The organism is Desulfuromonas sp. TF (genome assembly GCF_000472285.1).
Taxonomy (GTDB): Bacteria; Desulfobacterota; Desulfuromonadia; order Desulfuromonadales; family ATBO01; genus ATBO01.
Genome location: NZ_KI421412.1, coordinates 135,051 through 154,485, shown reverse-complemented (window position 1 = coordinate 154,485; position 19,435 = coordinate 135,051). Strand labels below are relative to the sequence as shown.

General features: G+C 59.9%; 16 protein-coding genes and 1 riboswitch (1 of these 17 running past the window's edge). Of the genes, 12 read left to right on the top strand and 4 right to left on the bottom strand.

From position 1 onward, the window contains the following. Positions 1 to 163 precede the first annotated feature (163 nt). On the top strand, positions 164 to 1,756 hold the full coding sequence (gene pckA / locus DTF_RS0100730) for a phosphoenolpyruvate carboxykinase (ATP) (protein WP_027713777.1): 1,593 nt from the start codon (positions 164 to 166) through the stop codon (positions 1,754 to 1,756). A gap of 172 nt (positions 1,757 to 1,928) precedes the next feature. Here pckA and ldhH read toward each other — a convergent pair whose 3' ends face one another. Beyond that, positions 1,929 to 4,076 carry an L-lactate dehydrogenase (quinone) large subunit LdhH gene (ldhH, locus tag DTF_RS0100725; protein WP_027713776.1) on the bottom strand — a complete coding sequence of 716 codons (2,148 nt, stop codon included), beginning with the start codon at positions 4,074 to 4,076 and terminating at the stop codon, positions 1,929 to 1,931. A gap of 45 nt (positions 4,077 to 4,121) precedes the next feature. Continuing rightward, complete coding sequence (locus DTF_RS24950) at positions 4,122 to 4,682, bottom strand: lactate utilization protein (RefSeq protein ID WP_051360612.1); 561 nt, start codon at positions 4,680 to 4,682, stop codon at positions 4,122 to 4,124. Between the two features lie 364 nt (positions 4,683 to 5,046). Between DTF_RS24950 and DTF_RS0100715 the strand changes: the two genes are divergently transcribed. The 11 genes from DTF_RS0100715 (at position 5,047) to DTF_RS0100665 (ending at position 17,717) form a co-directional block, all read left to right on the top strand. Continuing rightward, on the top strand, positions 5,047 to 6,222 hold the full coding sequence (locus tag DTF_RS0100715; RefSeq protein ID WP_027713775.1) for an acetyl-CoA C-acyltransferase: 1,176 nt from the start codon (positions 5,047 to 5,049) through the stop codon (positions 6,220 to 6,222). A gap of 31 nt (positions 6,223 to 6,253) precedes the next feature. Continuing rightward, entirely contained in the window at positions 6,254 to 7,621 is a 1,368-nt protein-coding gene (locus tag DTF_RS0100710) for a 3-oxoacid CoA-transferase (protein WP_027713774.1), read from the top strand. An 84-nt stretch (positions 7,622 to 7,705) separates the two neighbouring features. Further along, positions 7,706 to 8,464 carry a 3-hydroxybutyrate dehydrogenase gene (locus tag DTF_RS0100705; protein ID WP_027713773.1) on the top strand — a complete coding sequence of 253 codons (759 nt, stop codon included), beginning with the start codon at positions 7,706 to 7,708 and terminating at the stop codon, positions 8,462 to 8,464. A gap of 62 nt (positions 8,465 to 8,526) precedes the next feature. Continuing rightward, a complete protein-coding gene (locus tag DTF_RS21140) occupies positions 8,527 to 9,870 on the top strand; it encodes a sigma-54-dependent Fis family transcriptional regulator (RefSeq protein WP_051360610.1) in 1,344 nt (447 codons plus the stop codon). A gap of 190 nt (positions 9,871 to 10,060) precedes the next feature. Further along, positions 10,061 to 11,218: a TRAP transporter substrate-binding protein gene (locus DTF_RS0100695; RefSeq protein ID WP_027713772.1), complete on the top strand. Its 1,158-nt coding sequence runs from the start codon at positions 10,061 to 10,063 to the stop codon at positions 11,216 to 11,218. Positions 11,219 to 11,299: 81 nt separating this feature from the next. Continuing rightward, positions 11,300 to 11,797: a TRAP transporter small permease subunit gene (locus DTF_RS0100690; protein WP_027713771.1), complete on the top strand. Its 498-nt coding sequence runs from the start codon at positions 11,300 to 11,302 to the stop codon at positions 11,795 to 11,797. Positions 11,798 to 11,821: 24 nt separating this feature from the next. After that, the gene (locus tag DTF_RS0100685; RefSeq protein ID WP_027713770.1) at positions 11,822 to 13,162 is read left to right on the top strand and encodes a TRAP transporter large permease subunit; all 1,341 of its coding nucleotides are present in this window, start codon (positions 11,822 to 11,824) and stop codon (positions 13,160 to 13,162) included. 28 nt (positions 13,163 to 13,190) lie between these two features. After that, a complete protein-coding gene (locus DTF_RS0100680; protein ID WP_027713769.1) occupies positions 13,191 to 13,700 on the top strand; it encodes a universal stress protein in 510 nt (169 codons plus the stop codon). A gap of 1 nt (position 13,701) precedes the next feature. Next, on the top strand, positions 13,702 to 15,135 hold the full coding sequence (locus DTF_RS21135) for an FAD-binding oxidoreductase (RefSeq protein WP_051360609.1): 1,434 nt from the start codon (positions 13,702 to 13,704) through the stop codon (positions 15,133 to 15,135). Continuing rightward, positions 15,122 to 16,423: a (Fe-S)-binding protein gene (locus tag DTF_RS0100670; RefSeq protein ID WP_051360607.1), complete on the top strand. Its 1,302-nt coding sequence runs from the start codon at positions 15,122 to 15,124 to the stop codon at positions 16,421 to 16,423. Before DTF_RS21135 ends, DTF_RS0100670 begins: the two co-directional genes overlap by 14 nt. A gap of 277 nt (positions 16,424 to 16,700) precedes the next feature. Beyond that, a complete protein-coding gene (locus tag DTF_RS0100665; protein WP_027713767.1) occupies positions 16,701 to 17,717 on the top strand; it encodes a M28 family peptidase in 1,017 nt (338 codons plus the stop codon). Between the two features lie 78 nt (positions 17,718 to 17,795). Here DTF_RS0100665 and DTF_RS26775 read toward each other — a convergent pair whose 3' ends face one another. Continuing rightward, positions 17,796 to 17,969 carry a hypothetical protein gene (locus DTF_RS26775; protein ID WP_162148568.1) on the bottom strand — a complete coding sequence of 58 codons (174 nt, stop codon included), beginning with the start codon at positions 17,967 to 17,969 and terminating at the stop codon, positions 17,796 to 17,798. A 130-nt stretch (positions 17,970 to 18,099) separates the two neighbouring features. Then, on the bottom strand, positions 18,100 to 19,215 hold the full coding sequence (locus DTF_RS0100655) for a homoserine O-acetyltransferase (protein ID WP_027713766.1): 1,116 nt from the start codon (positions 19,213 to 19,215) through the stop codon (positions 18,100 to 18,102). A 129-nt stretch (positions 19,216 to 19,344) separates the two neighbouring features. Next, a riboswitch (SAM riboswitch) is annotated at positions 19,345 to 19,435 on the bottom strand (it continues 123 nt past the right edge of the window).

The following is a 19,435-nucleotide window of genomic DNA, read 5'->3' as shown; positions in this document are numbered from 1 at the left end:
AAAACGGCCGGAAACAGTCATTATGGGCGAATATAAAATTTGAAGCGGGCGGGTTGGCCGACCGCGAATGAGAGTGAATGGTGAGGCCGGCCAGATATGCCGGCCTTGGACCCGGGTGGAAGAAGACAAACGATAGGGAGCAAAAATGCAGGAGTCGACAGCTATGGGAGACAAGGAAAAATCAATTGACGCCGAAGCTTTGGGCCTGAAAAGCGTCGGGACAATTTTCCACAATCTGGGCTATGACGAGCTCTTCGAGCATGAGAGCAGAAATGCCGAAGGCAGCGTCTCGGAAAACGGCACCATGATGGTGGACACTGGTAAATTCACCGGCCGCTCGCCCAAGGACAAGTACTTTGTCCATCAACTCCCCTCCTTCAGGAACATCGCCTGGGGTAAAATCAACCAGCCGGTTGCTCCCGAGATCTTTGATGAACTCTTCGCCGAAGTTACGGAATATCTTTCCGGCAAGGATCTCTACGTGACCGACGGCTTCTGCGGCGCAAATGAAAAAACCCGCAAATCTGTCCGCTTCGTCACCGAATTCGCCTGGCAATCTCATTTCGTGAAGAACATGTTCATCTCTCCCGGCGCCGAAGATCAGGCCGCCTTCGCTCCCGACTTCACCGTCTACAAAGCCAGCAATCTGCCGAATAAAAACTGGGAACGCCACGGCCTCAACTCCGAGGTCTTCATCATCTTCAACATCGAGAAAAATGTCGCCATCATCGGCGGCACCTGGTACGGCGGGGAGATGAAGAAGGGGATCTTCACCATGATGAACTACTGGCTCCCCCTGCAGGGCATCCTCTCCATGCACTGCTCGGCCAACGTCGGCAAGGACGGGGACGTCTGTCTCTTCTTCGGCCTCTCCGGGACGGGAAAGACCACCCTCTCCACCGACGCCGCCCGCAAGCTCATCGGCGACGACGAGCACGGCTGGGACGATGACGGCATCTTCAACTTCGAGGGGGGGTGCTATGCCAAATGCATCAACCTGTCCGCCGAAAGCGAGCCGGAAATCTATTCGGCCATCCGTCGCAACGCCCTGCTGGAGAATGTCGTCGCCGACGAGGACGGGGTGATCGACTTCGACGACCAGTCCAAGACCGAGAATACCCGCGTCTCCTATCCCATCGAGCACATCGAGAACCACGAGCCGTCCCTCAAGGCCGACCACCCCACGAACATTATCTTTCTCACCTGCGACGCCTTCGGCGTGCTTCCGCCGGTCTCCAAGCTGACTAAAGAGCAGGCGATGTACTACTTTCTCTCCGGCTACACCGCCAAGGTCGCCGGCACCGAGCGCGGTGTCACGGAGCCGACGGCGACCTTTTCGGCATGCTTCGGCGAAGCGTTCCTGCCGCTGCCCCCCACCGCCTATGCGAAGCTGCTCGGCGAGAAAATGGAGAAGCACGGCGTCAACGCCTACCTGGTCAACACCGGATGGACAGGCGGCGGCCACGGAGTCGGCAAGCGCATGAGCATCAAGGCGACCCGCGCGTGCGTCAATGCCATTCTCGACGGCAGCATCAATGCAGTCGAATTCGAAGAAACCCGCTGGTTCCGCCTGCGGATCCCCAAGAGCCTGCCCGGAGTCGACAGCGCCATCCTCAATCCTCGCAACGCCTGGGCCGACAAGGAGTCCTTCGACGCCACCGCCAACAAGCTGGCCGGGATGTTCATGGAGAACTTCAAGAAATACACCGCCGGCGGCGACGACTTCAACTTCACCCAGGCGGGACCGAGGGTGTAAGTTCGAACCATCACTCGCAGCAGATCAAAAGGGCAGCCTTCGCGGGCTGCCCTTTTTTGTAAATTCAAAAGATCAGAGCCTGAGCAAAGATTTTTTACGGGACCAGCAAAAAAATGCCCCGGCTTGAGGGGCCGGGGCCATGGGAGAGAAAGAGTGGTGGAGGAAGATCTTATCAGTTGAGCGCCTCAGCCAGCAGCTCGATGGTGTGGGCGGCGCGGATGGTCGAACCTTGTTTTTCCAGGCCGCCGCGGATCTGCATCAGACAGCCGGGGCAGTCCATGGCGACGCAGTCGGCGCCTGATTTTTCGATGTCTTTCACTTTGTCGGCAAGAATGTTTTTGGCGATGTTCGGGTGGCTGGTGAAGGAATAGGAGCCCCCGAAGCCGCAGCAGCGGTCCGAGTGATCCATTTCCACAATCTCCCGGCCCGAGGCCGCGAGGAGGTTCCGCGGCTGTTCCCACACTCCGGCTCCGCGCTTGAGATGGCAGGAGTCGTGATAGGTGACCTTCACCGGATCGGCCAGCCCTTTGAAGACGTCGGACGCGTCCAGAACCTCATCCATGAATTTGGAGACGTCCATGGTGATCGCCGACAGATGCTCGGCCTGCTGCGCCCACACGGGGTTGTCCCGGAGGTGCTCGACGAAATCGCGCTGCAGGGCCATGGTGCAGGTGGGGCAGGTGGTCAGCACATAATCGGGGTTGCCGGCGAGCATGGCCTTGACGTTCTGCTCCGCCAGCTCCACCGCCGTTTCCTTGTCTCCCGAGTAGAGGGCGGGAATGCCGCAGCAGTTCTGCTCCTGCGGATAATAGACTTCCACTCCCAGGCGGTTCATCACCTTGACCAGGTCCTTGCCCAGTTCCGGGTAGAGGAAATCGTTGGCGCAGCCGCCGAAGAAAGCCACACGGTGCCGGGGCGTTTCCACCGCTTGCGGAATAGTGTCGAAGAGATCGCGCAGCGGTTTTTCGGCGATGGCCGGCAGGGTGCGCCATTCGGTCAGGGACGAGAAGAACATCGGCAGATGGCGGATGGTTCGCTCCCCCCGGGTGACCGGTTTCTGCAGCAGGCTGGCGGCGCGGATCAGTGAATGGAACATTTTGCGGTTGCGCATCACCTTCCTGAAGACCAGGGACTTGCCGGTGCCGATCCCCTCTTCATCGCCGATGACTTCGCGCAGGTGGAGAATAATGCCCTCCAGGTCGATCTGGCTGGGGCAGACGGCGACGCAGGCGCGGCAGCCGATACAGGCCCGGACGATCTCTGCCGCTTTGTCCAGGCCGTGGAAGAAGGCGGTAAGGATGATGCCGATGGCGCCGATATAGATGTGGCCGAAAACGTGGCCGCCGACCGTCTGGTACACGGGGCAGACGTTGGCGCAGCCGCCGCAGCGAATGCAGCGCAGCGCGTCGCGGCAGTGGGGGGATTCGGCCAACGCGCTGCGGCCGTTATCGAGAAGGACGATGTGAAGCTCCTTTTCCTCATCGCCGCAGGGGACGGCGCCCCGGATCCAGGTGACGTAAGAGGTGAGGAGCTGACCGGTGGCGTTCTTGGGGAGAGCGCGCACCACGGCGGCGGCGTCCTCAAGGGTCGGCACCAGCTTCTCCACTCCGATCAGGGCGACGTGGATTCTGGGCAGGGTCGTCACCAGGCGGGCGTTTCCCTCGTTGGTGAGCAGGGCGATGCCCCCCGTCTCGGCCACGGCGATATTTGCGCCGCTGATCCCCATGTCGGCGTCGAGGTAGGACTGGCGCAGCTGCTCCCTGGCCACCCCGACCAGATGCTTGATTTCGGCCGGCTCTTTTTTGCCGGTCTCTTTGCCGAAGAGTTCGGCCACCTCTTCCTTGAACATGTGGATGGCGGGCATCACCATATGGCTCGGCCGTTGCCCAGCCAGCTGGATAATCCATTCGCCAAGATCAGTCTCCACCGCCTTGACTCCGGCCGCTTCCAGTGCCCGGTTCAGGTGGATTTCCTCGCTCGCCATGCTCTTGCTCTTGACCGCCAGCCTGACCCCCTTCTCCCTGGCCAGATCGGCGATATAGGCGTTGGCCTCCTCGGCGGTTTTGGCGACGAAGACCCGGGCGCCCGCCGCCTCGGCATTGGCGATGAACTGCTGCAGGTATCTCTCCCGGTTTTCCCGAACCTCGTCCTTCATTGAAGCGATCCCGGCGCGCAGCGCCTCGAAATCATGGCCGGCGAAGGCGTTCTCCCGTGCGAGCACGTAGGCATCGGCGAAGCGGTGCAGGGCCTCCTGCAGCTTCGGGGTGGCGAGAGCCCTGTCGATTTGATCTTTGTATTGGCGGGTGCGTTCTTTGCTCATGGTGTTTGCCTCTGGCGGTGCAAAATAGGTCTCATGGGGCTGGTCTTAAAGCTCCATAAAATCGTCGGACAGCCCTTCGACCAGAAATATATGCAGTTCCCGCGGGCCGTGGACGCCTATGGTGAGGACACGCTCGATATCGGCGGTGCGGCTGGGACCGGTGATGTAAGCGACGAAATTGCGCGGCCGCAGCCCGTGCAGGGCGCGCATCGCAGGGACTGCCGCCTGTTCGTCGGAAATTATTTTATTGGGATCGAGAATGACGAAGTGCCGCTCCGGCAGGGTGGTCGCCAGACGAATCGCTTCCTCCGTGCTCTCCAGAACGACCGTCCCGGTGGCGGCAAGGCCGAAGTTGGCCCCGGTCACCCCGGCGGCCGCCTGCGGGGCGGACCGGCGGAAATCGTCCCGCTCCACCCTGCAGCCCGCATCGCTTAGCCGCTCCGCGAGCCCTGCCCGCTTACCGCTGGGGAAGGACGGTACCAGGACGGTTCCGCCGCAGCGGCTTTTAATATAGGAAACCGCGTCCTCCAGGTTTCCCTTCCGGACTTCCGCACCGGCCTTTTCTGCCGATTCACAAAATTGCTCAACGAGGGAATTGACGGCCATGATCTCATCCTTTAAATTGGTCTTACCAATAATTCTTTTTCAAATTACGGGAAAACGGAAACGATGTCAAGCCGCTAAAACGTTTTTTCTCCGCAGGAGGTCCTCCTTTGCCCTCAAATCAGGTGGAGTCGAAAGCCTGTCGACCATAATTTGAATCAACGATTCAGAATTGAATCAATGCAAAAAAGCAAGTATTCTAAGGGTAGTCACTTGACATCAACACTTTAAGATTCAAAGTTGTATCAAAAATAATTTCCTTTATTTTCTTTTTGCGCGGTACATCGCGATTTTCAACCGTTTTTTTATTATGGTACGCGCTTTGCTGAATAAGGGGGCACAATCCCCTTCCAATATGAGGTGAATCATGAAAGACGTTTTCTTGATCGAGGCTCTTCGGACCCCCTTCGGAGCTTTCGGAGGAAATCTGTCCGAGGTCCCCGCGCCGGACCTGGCGGCCCGGGTCATCAGCGAACTGGTGCGGCGCCATGCGGTGCCCGGCAACGCCGTAGACGAGGTGATCATCGGCCAGGTTCTCCAGGGAGGGAGTGGCCAGGCCCCCACCCGCCAGGCATCCCGGGCGGCCGGCCTCCCCGACAGCGTCCATGCCATGACCATCAACAAGGTCTGCGGCAGCGGACTGAAATCGCTCATGCTGGGCGCCGATGCCATCCGCCTGGGAGAAGCGGGGGTGGTAATCGCCGGGGGGATGGAGAGCATGTCCCTCTCCCCCTATGCAGTGCCCGGCGCCCGCTTCGGCCATCGCATGGGGAACGGAGCACTTATCGACCTGATGCTCCATGACGGCCTGGTCGATCCCTATTCCGGGCGCCACATGGGAGAGATCACCGAGGACTGGGTCCAGGGACACGGCCTCTCCCGGGAGGAGCAGGACGCCTTCGCCAGCCGATCCTATGCTCGTGCCCGTGAGGCGCTGAAGGGCGGGATCTTCGAAGACGAGCTGGTGCCGGTCGTGCGCAAAACCCGCAAAGGGGAGATCACGATTGCCGAGGACGAGGAGCCCTTCAAGGCTGACCTGGAGAAACTTTCCTCTCTTCGTCCAGCTTTCCGCAAGGACGGGACGATTACCGCCGGAAACGCCTCTACGATCAACGACGGCGCCGCCCTGGCCCTTCTGGCCGGCACGGACGCGGCGAAGGATCTGGGCCTGAAGCCTGTCGCCCGCCTGGTTGCCGCCGTCACCCACAGCATCGCCCCGGAACTCTTCGCCGAGGCGCCCGTGGAGGCGATCCGCAAAGTGTCAGCCAGGGCCGGATTGAAACCGGCCGACATCGGTCTTTTCGAAATCAATGAGGCCTTCGCCGCCGTTCCCCTTATTGCCATACGCCAGCTCGCCCTGGATCCCGAGAGAGTGAACGTCAACGGCGGAGCTGTGGCCATCGGCCATCCCGTCGGCGCCAGTGGCGGGCGCCTCACGGCCACCCTGATCCGGGAAATGAAGAAGCGCCGGGAGCGCTACGGCATCGCCGCCCTGTGTATCGGCGGTGGCGAGGCGGTTGCCGCGCTCTTCGAACTGGTTTAAGAAATTGAAAAACGTCAAAGGAGGAACGAGTATGAAACCGGTATATACCGATGCGGCTGAGGCGTTGGAGGGTCTGGTCCGGGACGGCATGACTGTCGCCGCTGGGGGCTTCGGACTCTGCGGCATCCCTGAAAAACTGATTCTGGCCCTCAGGGACTCGAAGGCGAAGGACCTCGTTGTGGTCAGCAACAATGCGGGGGTCGACGATTTCGGACTCGGGCTGCTTTTGCAGACCCGCCAGATTCGAAAAATGATCTCCTCCTACGTGGGGGAGAATGCCCTTTTCGAGAAGCAGTTCCTCTCCGGCGAGCTGGAACTTGAACTCACCCCCCAGGGGACGCTCGCCGAGAAGTTGCGTGCGGGAGGTGCGGGAATTCCCGCCTTCTTCACCCGCACCGGGTACGGCACCCTTCTGACCGAGAAGAAGGAATCCAGGGAGTTCGGCGGTGAAATGTACGTCCTGGAGGAAAGCATCCACGCGGACCTCTCCATCATCAAGGCATGGAAAGCCGACAGGGCGGGAAACCTGGTCCTGCGTAAGACCGCCAACAACTTCAATGTTGCCTGCGCCAAGGCAGGGCGACTGACGGTGGCCGAAGTGGAGGAAATCGTGGAGATCGGCGATCTCGATCCCCACCACGTGCACGTCCCGGGGATCTACATCGACCGCATTCTTCTGGGGACCGGATACGAGAAGCCCATCGAGCAGCGCACCGTTTCCGGCGCCGGCATCTCGGCCAAGGGATTCAACGAGCAGAGGGAGTGGATGGCCCGGCGCGTCGCCCGGGAACTCGAGGATGGCGCCTACATCAACCTGGGAATCGGTATGCCGACCCTGGTGGCGAACTTCATCCCGGAAGGGATCCGCATCACCCTCCAGTCGGAGAACGGCCTCCTCGGCATCGGCCCCTTCCCGGCAGAAAATGACATTGACGCCGACCTCATCAATGCCGGCAAGCAGACGATCACCGCCCTCCCGGGAGCGAGCTACTTCGACTCCTCCGAGTCCTTCGCCATGATCCGGGGGGGACACATCGATCTTTCCGTTCTGGGGGGGATGCAGGTCAGCCGCACCGGAGACCTGGCCAACTGGATGATCCCCGGCAAGATGGTCAAGGGGCCGGGCGGCGGCATGGACCTCGTTTCGGGAGTGAAGCGGGTGGTCGTGATGATGGAGCACTGCGCCAAGGGGGACACCCCCAAGATCCTGGAGGAGTGCACCCTCCCCATCACCGGAAAAGGGGTGGTCGACCTGCTGGTCACCGACAAGGGGGTGTTCGAGGTCGACGGCGAGAGGGGACTGATTCTCATCGAGATCTCCCCCTTCTCCAGTCTGGAGGATATCCGGCAGACGACCGGCTGTGCTTTCCGGGTGTCGGATTCCTTGGCCGTGGCCTGAAATCTGCTCTGGTATTGAAGGCCTGGCAGGACAAATTCCTCGGAACTTTTTCGAAGGTGTCATTCATTTGAAAGGAGAATCATGATGGAAAAACGGGTCGCCGTAGTCACCGGGGCCGCCAGCGGGATTGGGCTGGCGGTCGCCGAAGCACTCGTCGGGAAGGGGCACCGGGTGGTCATGGCCGACGTGAACGCCGAAAAGGGAGTGGCGGAAGCGGAGCGACTGGGGGCACTTTTTGTTGCCGCCGATCTGGCGGATCGCTCCGCATGCCGCAACCTTATTGAACGGGCCGCCGACGCCGGCGGCTCGGTGGACATCCTGGTCAACAACGCCGGGATTCAGCACGTCAGCCCCGTGGAGGATTTCCCGGAGGACAAGTGGGATTTCATGATCTCCCTGATGCTGACAGCGCCCTTCCTTCTCACCCGCTATGCCTGGCCCCACATGAAGAAAAAGGGCTGGGGGCGCGTCATCAACATCAACTCCGTCCACGGTCTGCGGGCGAGCGAATTCAAATCCGCCTACGTCTCGGCCAAGCACGGCCTGATGGGACTGACCAAAACGACGGCCCTGGAGGGCGGACCTCACGGCATCACTGTGAACGCCATCTGCCCGGCCTACGTGCGCACCCCCCTGGTCGACAACCAGATCGACGCACAGGCGAAGACCCACGGCATTCCCCGGGATTCGGTGATTCAGACGATCATGCTGAAAAAAGCCGCGGTCAAGAGGCTGATCGAACCGTCCGAGATCGGCGAAGCGGTCCTTTTCCTCTGCTCGGAAGCAGCCTCCTGCATGACCGGAGTCGACTTCACCATCGATTGCGGGTGGACGGCAACGTAGGGATAACCCGGAGTTGTTGGTTTGTCCTTTCATTGGTACTTTGCACGCATCTTAAGGTTTTCATGGACAAGGAACTTCTCGAAATCGTCTTCGACAATGTCTACAACGGCATTTATCTCACCGACGGCCAGGGTGTTACTCTGCGGGTGAACCGCACCTTTGAGGAGATGTCCGGAATTTCCAACGAGGAACTTGCCGGCAGGAGGCTTCAGGACATGGTGGGAGAGAACAACCTTTTCACCGGATCGGCCACTCTTCTCGTCCTGGAACGAAAGGCTCCCGCCACGGTGACTTACTCTACCCGGGCCGGCCGCAAACTCCTGGTTCGGGGGAAGCCTATATTCGATGAGAATGGGCGCATCCGCTATGTCGTCAATACCATCTGGGACCTGACGGTGGTCAACTACCAGAAAAAAATCGATTCCGATACGGCCCGCGATCATCTGCTGTCCGAGGAGGACATCATCGCCTGCAGCGAGCGCATGATGGAGGTCGTCGACCTCTCCCTGCGGGTGGCGAATACCGATTCGACCGTTCTGATTACCGGCGAGACGGGGGTCGGGAAAAGCCTCATCGCCCGCCTCATCCACCGCACCAGCGAACGGGGGAAGGAAATGCCCCTTTTGCAGATCAACTGCGCGGCCATACCTGAAACCCTTATTGAATCGGAACTTTTCGGATACGAGGCGGGCTCCTTTACCGGAGCCGACCGCAAGGGCCGGCCGGGGCTCTTTGAAACCGCCGACAGAGGGACGATTTTTCTGGATGAGATTTCCGAGCTTCCCCTCCACGTCCAGTCCAAGTTGCTGGGAGTCATCCAGGACCGGGAATTCTACAAGGTGGGAGGTCGACGCGTCCGGTCCGTGGACGTGCGGATCATCGCGGCTACCAACCGGGACCTGGCCTCCCTGGTCGCCGCGGGAAAGTTCCGGGCAGACCTCTTTTACCGGCTCAACGTGGTCCCCGTCCACGTCCCTCCGCTGCGGGAGCGACCGGAGGACATTCCTCCGCTGATCCGCTACTTCGTCGACAAGTACAATCGCAAATACCGGCGGTATCGCCGCTTTTCTCCCGATCTTCTCGACTGCCTCCAGGGTCTGCCCTGGGCGGGAAACGTCCGGGAACTGGAAAATTTCATTGAACGCATCATCGTGACCTCGGGAACCGAGGAAGTAACCTCCCGGGGAATCGGTCTGTGCGAAAGCCAGGGTGAATTCAGGGAGGAGCTTTCGCTCAAAGAGGCCTTGGCAGAACACGAACGGACCATTCTTCACCAGGCTCTGCGACAGTACGGCACAACGCGCCGGGTCGCGCGGGCCCTTGGGATCAGCCAGGCCAGCGCGGCACGCAAGCTCAAGGAACTCAGGGAGGAATCCGGAAAAGTGCAAACGAAAAGGGATCCCTGAGGCTCGGCCGCGCAGGAAATCTTTCAAATATTTCCATAGAACGATATTTGTTTTTTCTTGACATGGATTTGGAAGGAGGCTAGGGTTTACGGAAAGCAAAATGGTATTACCAATTTTTTATCTGACCTAGGGAAATTGAAAGGCCGACAGCGGGTCGGCCAAAGGCAAACACCGAAGAAGGAGGAAGAACATGAAGAGATGCAGAATGCTGGTTGGGCTGATGGTTGCTGCGAGCCTGCTCATGGCGCCCCAGGCCTTCGCCGCCAAGCGGGAGAAGTTCGGTGTGGACAAGCGCCACGAAGAAGTGAAAAAGGAATTGAGAACCATCAAGCCCTCAAAGGAAGAATTCAAGTGGAAAATGGTTATGCCCTGGTCCAAGGGACTCCTTTTCTACGACATGGCCCAGCACTTCGCCGACTCAGTCGCCCTCGCTTCCGGCGGACGCCTGGAAATCAAGCTCTTTTCCGCCGGCGAACTGGTCGGAGCAATGGAGAGCTTTGACGCCGTAAGCAAAGGTTCGGCCGATATCGGTCACGACTGGCCCGGATACTGGAAGGGCAAGAACGAGAACTTCGTCTCCTTCGCTTCCGTCCCTTTCGGTCTCGATGCCGAAGGTTACAACATCTGGCTTTATGAGCGCGGCGGCCTGGAGCAGATGCAGGAACTGTACGGCCGCTATAATCTTTACGCACTGCCCGGCGGAAACGGCGGCCAGGAAATGGGCTTCTTCTCGAACAAGAAGGCCACCAAGATGGCGGATTTCAAGGGGATGCGAGTGCGGACCCCCGGCTGGTACATGGACATCATGAACTCCCTGGGCGCCTCGGTCACTCCTCTGCCCGGCGGCGAGGTCTACCTGGCCCTGGAGCGCGGCGTCATCGATGCCGCCGAATTCAGCTCCCCGGCCATCAACTACCCCATGGGCTTTGACGAGATCACCAAGTACGTCATCGAGCCGGGCGTCCACCAGCCCTCCGTTCAATGCGCCATCTTCATCAACAAGGATTCCTACAACAAGCTTCCGGCCGACCTGAAGTGGATTATTGACATCGCCGCGAAAGAAACGCAGCTGTGGTCCAACGCATGGCAGGAGCAGCTGAACATCGAGGCGATCAAACTCTTCAAGCAAAAGGTCGAGTTCGTCAAGATGGACGACGAGGCGATCACCGCCTTCGCCAAGCGGACGAAGGAATACCTCGATGAGGTTAAAGCCAAGCACCCCGATGTGAAAAAGACCCTCGACTCCCAGGAGCAGTTCAAGAAGGACTTCGCCGAATGGCGTGAGGTCCGCAGCGGTCTGACCCCCTGGCCGATTGATGATTTCATCAACGGCAAGCGTATGCAGTAACTTCCTGAAAAGCGGCGGGGGCTCCCACGCCCCCGCCTTGCTTTTTCCAGGTAAATCCCAAAGATTTGTGTGAGGTATGCCATGCTGCAAATAGCTCGTTTTATCGATGCCCTAAACGAGTTTTTCGGTCGTTATAATTCCTACCTGATTCTTCCTCTGATCGGGGTGATCTCTTTCGAAGTTTTGATGCGCTACGGTTTCAATTCACCGACTGTTTGGGCCTTCGAACTGACCGTCTTCATTTATGGCGTCCATTTCATGCTGGCCCTCGGCCATTGCCACAAACATGACGGACATGTGGCCATCGATGTTTTCGAGGCCAGGCTGCCACAGAGGCCGCGAACCATTCTGCGGATTTTAGCCAACATAGTTATCTTCATCCCGACCATCGGGATGCTCTCCATCTGGTCGGTTGTCTATGCAAGTTCCTCCTGGGGTATGACCGAGCATGCCTCTTCTTCCTGGAGCCCGGCAATTTACCCGTACAAATCACTTATGGCTCTTGGGTTCATTCTGTTTTTCCTGCAAGGTGTTTCCAAGTTGATTAATGATTTTAGATCCCTGCGCAGCGTCGAATAGTCGCAGTCCGCTCCGGAGAAGTTTATGACCCCCGAAATCATGACAGTTCTGATGTTCGTCACCCTGGTGGTTGCCATTACCCTCGGACATCCCCTGGCGGTGACCCTGGCTGCGGTGGCAACCCTGTTCGGCCTGATTGATAACGGCTTTAATGTTCCCGCACTGCTCGACCTTTTTGTCAATAACTCCTGGGGTATTTTCCTGAATTACACCCTGGTGGCAGTGCCGCTTTTCATCTTCATGGCACAGATCCTTGACCGCTCAAAGGTTTCCGAAGGGCTGTTCGACGCCTTATACATCGTCCTCGGCGGCTTGCGAGGCGGTCTGGGACTGGCGGTCATCGTCGTTTCAACCGTTTTCGCCGCCACCACCGGCATCATTGGCGCATCCGTCGTCGCCATGGGGCTGATGGCCGGGCCGGCCTTGTTGCGCCGTGGCTACGACCGTGGTATGTCAGCCGGCATCGTCTGCTCCTCGGGTACCTTGGGAATCCTCATCCCGCCCAGCATCATGCTCGTCGTTTACGGCGGTCTCACCGGGTTGAAGGAAACCTCCGTCGGCAATCTCTTCGCCGCCGCCATCCTTCCCGGCCTGGTTCTCTCCGGTCTCTACATGGTTTATGTGCTTATTCGCTGCACCATCAATCCCAAGCTCGGCCCTCCAATCCCGATTAGTGAGCGCACAGCCACTCTCGGCCAGAAGTTCACGATGACTGCGAAAAACTTCGTTCCCCCCTTCGGCCTGATCCTGGTGGTCATGGGGACGATCCTCGCCGGGGTCGCCACCCCGACCGAGGCGGCCGCTCTTGGCTGCGTCGGCGCCATGATCCTGGCCGTTGCCTACCGCAAGCTCTCCTGGGAGGTCATTACCCAGGCCTCCCTCTCCACCGCCCGAACAACCGCCATGATCATGGCTCTGTTCATCGGCGGCAAGCTGTTCAGTGTCGTCTTTCTCTTCATGGGGGGCGGCGACGTCGTGGCCGATGCTTTGCTCGGGATGGATGTCAGCCCCTACGTGGTCCTGGCGATCATGATGGCGGTGGTGTTCTTCCTGGGGATGTTCATCGACTGGGCGGCGATCCTGCTGGTGGTGGTGCCGATCTTTACTCCCATCGCCATGGAGCTCGATTTCAACCCTCTCTGGTTCGCCATGCTGGTCTGCATCAACCTGCAGACCTCATTTCTGACCCCTCCTTTCGGTTATGCGTTATTCTATTTCAAAGGGGTGGCGCCGCCGGAATACACCATGGGCGACATCTACCGGGGGATCATACCTTTTGTGGCCATCCAGGTCATCGGCCTGGGGATCATGATCGCCTTCCCCGAAATCATCACCTGGCTTCCCGAGGTCTTCTTCGGTGGCTGATACAAAAATTAAAAAAAGGAGAAAAGGCATGCTGCCGGACATCCGAACCATCCTTTACGCTACGGGCCTGGGCCCGGCCGCCCCTTACGTCTATCGCTATGCCATGAGTCTGGCGAACCGGTACGATGCGGGGATAATCGCTGTGCACGGCATGGAACCCCTGTCTCCCTTCGCCCAGAGCCTGGTGGAACTGCATGTTTCCCATGAGCAGACCGAGGAGTTGCATCGTCAGGCGCAAGAGCAGGTCAAGGAACGTCTGCGGGAGCGTATCCAGCGCCTCTGCACGATGGATAGCGCTGAAAACCCCGGGGAATGCGACCGGATCAGGGAGATCATCGTCATGGAGGGACAGCCCGCCCAGGTCGTTCTGGAAGCGGCTACCCGGATCGATGCCGACCTGATCGTCATGGGATCTCACCGGCATACCGTCATCGGAGAGGCGATGCTCGGCACCACTACTCACAAGGTGCTGCACGGCACCGACAAACCGGTGCTGGTGGTGCGCATCCCGGACGGCTATCGGGAAGAGGGATTTTAAGATGATCTCCCAGACCGCCATCGGCCATCTCAGGGAAAAGCTGGGCGCGAGGAACGTTCTTCACGAGAAGGAGGACCTTCTCGTCCTGGGCTACGATTCGACGCCCGGGGTCCATCATCTCCCTGAGGTCGTGGTCTACCCCACCACGACGGAGCAGGTGATGGAAGCGATGGGAATCGCCCGGCGCGAGGGGCTGCCCATCGTCCCACGGGGCTCGGGAACGGGCCTCTCCGGGGGGAGCGTGCCCGTCAAAGGGGGAATGGTCCTCTGTCTGACGCGGATGAACCGCATCCTGGAAATCGATGAGGAGAATCTCACCGCCACGGCCGAGGCCGGAGTGATCACTCTCGATCTCTTCACCGCCACGGCCGAAAAGGGACTCTTCTACCCGCCCGACCCCGGGTCGCAGAAGGTCTCCACCCTGGGGGGGAACGTGGCTGAGAACGCCGGGGGACTCCGGGGCCTTAAGTACGGCGTGACCCGCGATTACGTGATGGGTCTCAAGGGGGTCCTTCCCGACCTGAGCGTTATCTCCACGGGCGGCAAGAGTGTCAAGGACGTGGCGGGCTACGGTTTCAAGGACCTGCTCGTGGGCAGCGAAGGTACCTTGGGGATCGTCACCGAAATCACCGTCAAGCTCGTCCCGCCGCCAAAGGACAAGCGAACCATCCTCGCCTACTTCTCCGACATACGCACGGCCGGCGAGGCCGTTTCCCGCATCATCGCCGCAAAAATCATCCCATCGACCATGGAGATTATGGACCGGGCGACCATCAACTGTGTCGAAGACTACGTCAGGATCGGTCTGCCGCGCGAGATGGCCGCGCTGCTGCTGATCGAGGTCGACGGCCACCCCGCGCCGGTGGCCGAAGAAGCCGCCGGTGTGCAGAAAATTCTCGAAGAAGTCAAGGCCGCCGAGATTCACGTAGCCAGGAATGCACAGCATGCCGCCAGCCTCGCGGCGGCCCGGCGGACCGCGCTGTCGGCGCTGGCACGGGTCTCTCCGACCACCCTGCTGGAAGACGCCACCGTGCCCCGCTCGCGCCTGGCCGAAACCTTCGCTGAGATCGAGCGATTGACCGAAAAATACAAGCTCAAGGTTGGCACCTTCGGCCATGCCGGCGACGGCAACCTGCACCCGACGGTGCTGTGCGATGAGCGGGACCGTGACGAGATGGAGCGAGCCCACGCCTTCTATAACGAACTCTACGAACAAGTCCTCGCCTGGGGCGGCACCGTATCCGGGGAGCACGGCATCGGCCTGGCCAAGAAGGAGTATCTCGCCCGCCAGATCGGCGAGGGGGGCGTCAAGGTCATGAAGCGCATCAAGCAGTCCTTCGACCCCGAAGGAATCCTCAATCCCGGCAAGATCTTCGACGATAGAGATCCCTGCACCAAATCGCACGTCGAGGAGGGTTTCCGTGTCTCTCCCTGATAAAAAAGGCAATTTCAAGTCCCAGGATGCCCCTCGCTACGATGACGTGCTTCAGTGCATGCGCTGCGGCTTTTGCCTGCCGACCTGCCCGACCTACGCTCTGACCGGCCGTGAGCGCTCCAGCCCCCGCGGCCGGGTCGCTCTGGCGCGGGCGGTGGCGGAGGAAAAGCTCGAGTTCACACCGGCGATCAAGGAGGAGGCTTTTTTCTGTCTCGACTGCAGGGCCTGCACCACCGCCTGCCCCTCCGGCGTGCGTGCCGGCGAGGTCATGGAAATCTGTCGCAGTCAGGCTCAGGCCTTCTATCCTCTGAGTAAATCCGGACAAGCCTTTCGCGCATTCATTCTCGAGAAGATGCTTCCTTCTCCAGAAATGTTGGAAGCCTCCATGCTGCCGACGCGGCTTTATCAGCGTCTCGGCATTCAGTGGTTGGTGCGCCACCTGAAAGTGCTCAAGGTCGGTCCCGGCTGGATGGAAAAGGCCGAGGGTATGCTTCCCCGGCTCGAAAGCCCCTTGCGGCCGCAGTTGCCCGAAGTTGTTCCGGCCAAAGGAGAGCAGCGCGGGAGGGTCGGCTTCTTTCTCGGCTGCGTCATGACCCTGATGTATCCCGGCGTCTCCCGCCAGACGGTCAGAGTGCTCTCTCACCAGGGGTTCGAGGTTGTCACCCCGAAGCAGGCCAAGTGCTGCGGCGCTCCTCACCTCTCCGAAGGGGACCGCCAGACAGCCCGGCAGCTCGCCCTGTTCAATCTCGACCTGTTCCTGTCCCTGGAGGTCGATTACATCGTGACCGATTGCGCCGGCTGCGGCGCTGCGCTCAAGGAATACGAGGAGCTTCTCGAGGGTCAGGCCGAACACGAGAAACTGACCCGTTTCCGCAGCAAAATCCGGGACATCTCCGAGTTCCTGTCGGAGGCCGGGGTGCGCACCGAGGGGCTGAAACCTGTGGAGGCCTCGGTCACCTACCATGAACCCTGCCACCTTTGCCATGCCCAGGGGATCTCGACCCAGCCCCGGGACCTGATCAGGCAGATTCCCGGGGTCGAGCTGAGGGATATGAAGGAGTCCAGTTGGTGTTGCGGCTCTGCCGCCACCTGGGGCCTGAAGTTCTCGGATGACAGCCGACAGGTTCTCGACCGCAAGCTGAAGAACGTGAAGGACACCGACGCCGAACTCCTGGTCACCGCCAACCCAGGCTGCCACCTGCAGCTCGCCTGGGGTTTGAGGGAGGCAGGGATGAAGCAGGAAGTGCTGCACGTGATGGAACTCTTCGGGAAGGCGATACCGGAGTAGACCCTGAATCCGAAAGCAGTCTCACGCGAAGTCGCGAAGAACGGAGAAGAAATTTCATTACCGCTGTGGCTCCTGAGTGCGGATTTGCTTTTGAAATAATGTAACGTTTCCGGTTGCTCAGGAGGCGATTAAATGAAATGCAAGGCGTGCGCTTGCTCCCCCAAGCATGCCCAGAATTGGCCGGCGAGGTTTCGTCGGCCTTCTTTTTTGACAATGGTTGTCGAAACACCTGACGCGTTTATACTGGATTCTGGTTCTGGGATTCGGGAGGGAGGCCATGGCGTTTGAACGGCATCGATGGCTTCGTACCGGTGGGATTCTGTCCACCGGCATTCTCCTGCTGATCGCGGGTTATCCTATGATGGGCATGTCCGGCCGTCCCTTGAAGGATAAGCTTTCATTCACAGAAGATGGAGGAGATATTGCGGTCCGTCTGGAGAAGCACGTCCGGGTGCTGGGCGGAGAGATCGGCGAGCGCAACCTATGGCGGCCGGGGAGCCTGGAGGCGGCCGCCTCCTACGTGGAAAGGGAGTTTCACGATCTAGGTTTTCCAGTGGAGGCCCAAGAGTACGTCGTCGAGGGGGAGACGGTGAGAAATCTGGAGGTGGAAATAGAGGGTGTCGCCGAGCCGGGGGAAATCATTCTGGTCGGAGCCCACTATGATTCGGCGCCGGCCTCCCCCGGCGCCAACGACAACGCCTCCGGGGTTGCCGCCCTGATCGAGATCGCGCGGCTGCTGGCAAAAAAGCCCCTCGACCGAACGGTGCGCTTCGTCGCCTTCGTCAACGAGGAGCCGCCGCTCTTCATGACCGATAGGATGGGGAGTCTTCAGTACGCCCGCCGTGCCCGGCAGAGGGGGGACAACATCGTCGGCATGCTCAGCCTGGAAACCATCGGCTATTATCGCCGGGAGAAGGGGACCCAATCCTACCCCACTCTGCTGCTGCGTCCCTTCTACCCTTCGAGAGGCAACTTCATCGCCTTCGTCGGCAACGTCTCCTCCCGCTCCCTGCTTCGCCGCTGCCTCGCTTCCTTTCGCCGCTGCAGCGACTTTCCCTCCGAGGGGCTTTCCGCTCCCGCGTGGGTGACGGGGGTGGACTGGTCCGATCACTGGTCCTTCTGGCAGGAAGGCTATCCGGCGATCATGGTCACCGACACGGCCGTCTTCCGATATCCCTGGTACCACAGCTCCGAGGATACCCCGGAGAAGGTGAATTATCCGGCGATGGCGAGGGTGACGGCTGGTCTGGCCGGTATGGTGGCCGATATGGCGAGGCGGTTTAATGCAGGCTGAGCCGGACCCTGCCGTTCCGGTGCCGAACCGAAATGCCCCGGCGCACAAATAGGCTCGCGGAACGAATCCACCGGCACTCTACGATTTGTCGGCGAACAGGTCGAGCTGGTCGAAGCGATGTTTCGCTACCTTGAAAGGATAGGGGAGAAAGCGTGGACAGTCGACCAGGACGACTTCGGCCGGCTGCCGGCACGGACGCCGGCATTTGCCGCATAAGGGATTGCATACATCGACGGCGGGAGGTTTGATCACAGTCGGCGTTCCTTTGCTTGAGGCAGAGGCTTATTATCTCCGCAACCGCCGGCAAAGTAAAGAGGGTGCTGCAAAGAGGTGCAAAAGGTTTTCAGGCCATCCAGTCTGTAAATGGAAATGCGCGAATATTTCAGATGCCCATCCGATCGAGGAACTCGACGATATAGGGAGTAAATTTTTCGGGTTCCACGAGAAAGGAGTCATGGCCGTAGTCCGAGTCGATCAGGTGATAGGCCGCGGGCTTTCCCATCTGCTGAAGGATATCAACGACCTCTTCGGTCTGATCCGGGGGATAGAGCCAGTCGGAGGTGAAGGCGAACCACAGTGAGGGGCACCGCATGCGGGAGAGGGCGTCTTCCCGTCCGTCGAAATTCCAGGCCACATCGTAGAGATCGAGCGCCTTGGCGAGATAGAGGAAGGAGTTGGTGTCGAAGCGGTCGATAAAGTTCCTGCCGTTGTATTCGAGATAGCGCTCCACCTCGAACTGGCCGAAGAAATCGAACATCCCGTCCCGGACGGAGAAACGGCGCCCGAACTTGAGGTGCATGGAGGCGTCGGAGAGGAAGGAGATGTGCCCGACAGCCCGGGCCAGGGCGAGGCCGTCGGCGGGAGGATGCTCTGGCCTGTAATTGCCCTTCTTCCACATCGGGTCGTTGAAGACGGCCTGCCGCGCCAGCGCGTTGAGGGCGATCGCCATCGGCGATGTCCGGCCGGTGCCGGCTATGGGGATGATGGAGCGAACTGATTCGGGATAGAGGATGCTCCATTCCAGGGCCTGCATGGCCCCCATGCTGCCGCCGATGACGGTGAGCAGGGACTCGATCCCTAAGTGATCCAGGAGCAGCTTCTGGGCACGGACCATGTCGCGGACCATGACGACCGGGAAGGAGAGATTGTAGGGGCGGCCGGTGCGCGGATTGATGCTGGCCGGCCCGGTGGAGCCCTTGCAGGAGCCGATGACATTGGAGCAGAGGACGAAGTAGCGGTCGGTGTCGAGGACCTTGCCCGGGCCGATCATGTCGTCCCACCAGCCGGGCTTGCGCTCTTCGGGGGAATTCCGGCCGGCGGCATGGGCATCGCCTGTCCAGGCATGGGTCACCAGTATGGCGTTGGAGCGGGCGGCATTGAGCTCGCCGTAGGTTTCATAGGCCAGTTTGATGGGGCCGAGCAGACGCCCGCTCTCCAACTGCAGCTCCACATCGAATTCGGCGTATTCGGTTGTAATGATGCCGACAGTTCCGCTCAATTATCCACCCATCATTGGATAGGCCGCCATGCTCAGGCGCCCGTTCATTCGAAATAAAAAAGGCCCCTTCCACAATGATGAGAAGGGGCCTTTCGGATACGGGGTAGCGGCGGTATCTGTCAGGCTCCGTCCCCATCTCTCCCGTTCGCCCTGAGGCTTCAACAGGAAGGATTTAGCACCTGACACCCGCCTTTGCAAAGGCGGATCGGTTGCTGTGGTT

Bases quoted from the DNA above. Each gene is read 5' to 3' on its own strand.
- DTF_RS0100665 (WP_027713767.1), top strand. From the start codon at position 16,701: ATGGCGTTTGAACGGCATCGATGGCTTCGTACCGGTGGGATTCTGTCC.
- DTF_RS0100695 (WP_027713772.1), top strand. From the start codon at position 10,061: ATGAAGAGATGCAGAATGCTGGTTGGGCTGATGGTTGCTGCGAGCCTG.
- ldhH (WP_027713776.1), bottom strand. From the start codon at position 4,076: ATGAGCAAAGAACGCACCCGCCAATACAAAGATCAAATCGACAGGGCT.
- DTF_RS0100690 (WP_027713771.1), top strand. From the start codon at position 11,300: ATGCTGCAAATAGCTCGTTTTATCGATGCCCTAAACGAGTTTTTCGGT.
- DTF_RS21135 (WP_051360609.1), top strand. From the start codon at position 13,702: ATGATCTCCCAGACCGCCATCGGCCATCTCAGGGAAAAGCTGGGCGCG.
- DTF_RS0100715 (WP_027713775.1), top strand. From the start codon at position 5,047: ATGAAAGACGTTTTCTTGATCGAGGCTCTTCGGACCCCCTTCGGAGCT.
- DTF_RS0100705 (WP_027713773.1), top strand. From the start codon at position 7,706: ATGGAAAAACGGGTCGCCGTAGTCACCGGGGCCGCCAGCGGGATTGGG.
- DTF_RS0100710 (WP_027713774.1), top strand. From the start codon at position 6,254: ATGAAACCGGTATATACCGATGCGGCTGAGGCGTTGGAGGGTCTGGTC.
- DTF_RS0100685 (WP_027713770.1), top strand. From the start codon at position 11,822: ATGACCCCCGAAATCATGACAGTTCTGATGTTCGTCACCCTGGTGGTT.
- DTF_RS24950 (WP_051360612.1), bottom strand. From the start codon at position 4,682: ATGGCCGTCAATTCCCTCGTTGAGCAATTTTGTGAATCGGCAGAAAAG.
- pckA (WP_027713777.1), top strand. From the start codon at position 164: ATGGGAGACAAGGAAAAATCAATTGACGCCGAAGCTTTGGGCCTGAAA.
- DTF_RS0100680 (WP_027713769.1), top strand. From the start codon at position 13,191: ATGCTGCCGGACATCCGAACCATCCTTTACGCTACGGGCCTGGGCCCG.
- DTF_RS21140 (WP_051360610.1), top strand. From the start codon at position 8,527: ATGGACAAGGAACTTCTCGAAATCGTCTTCGACAATGTCTACAACGGC.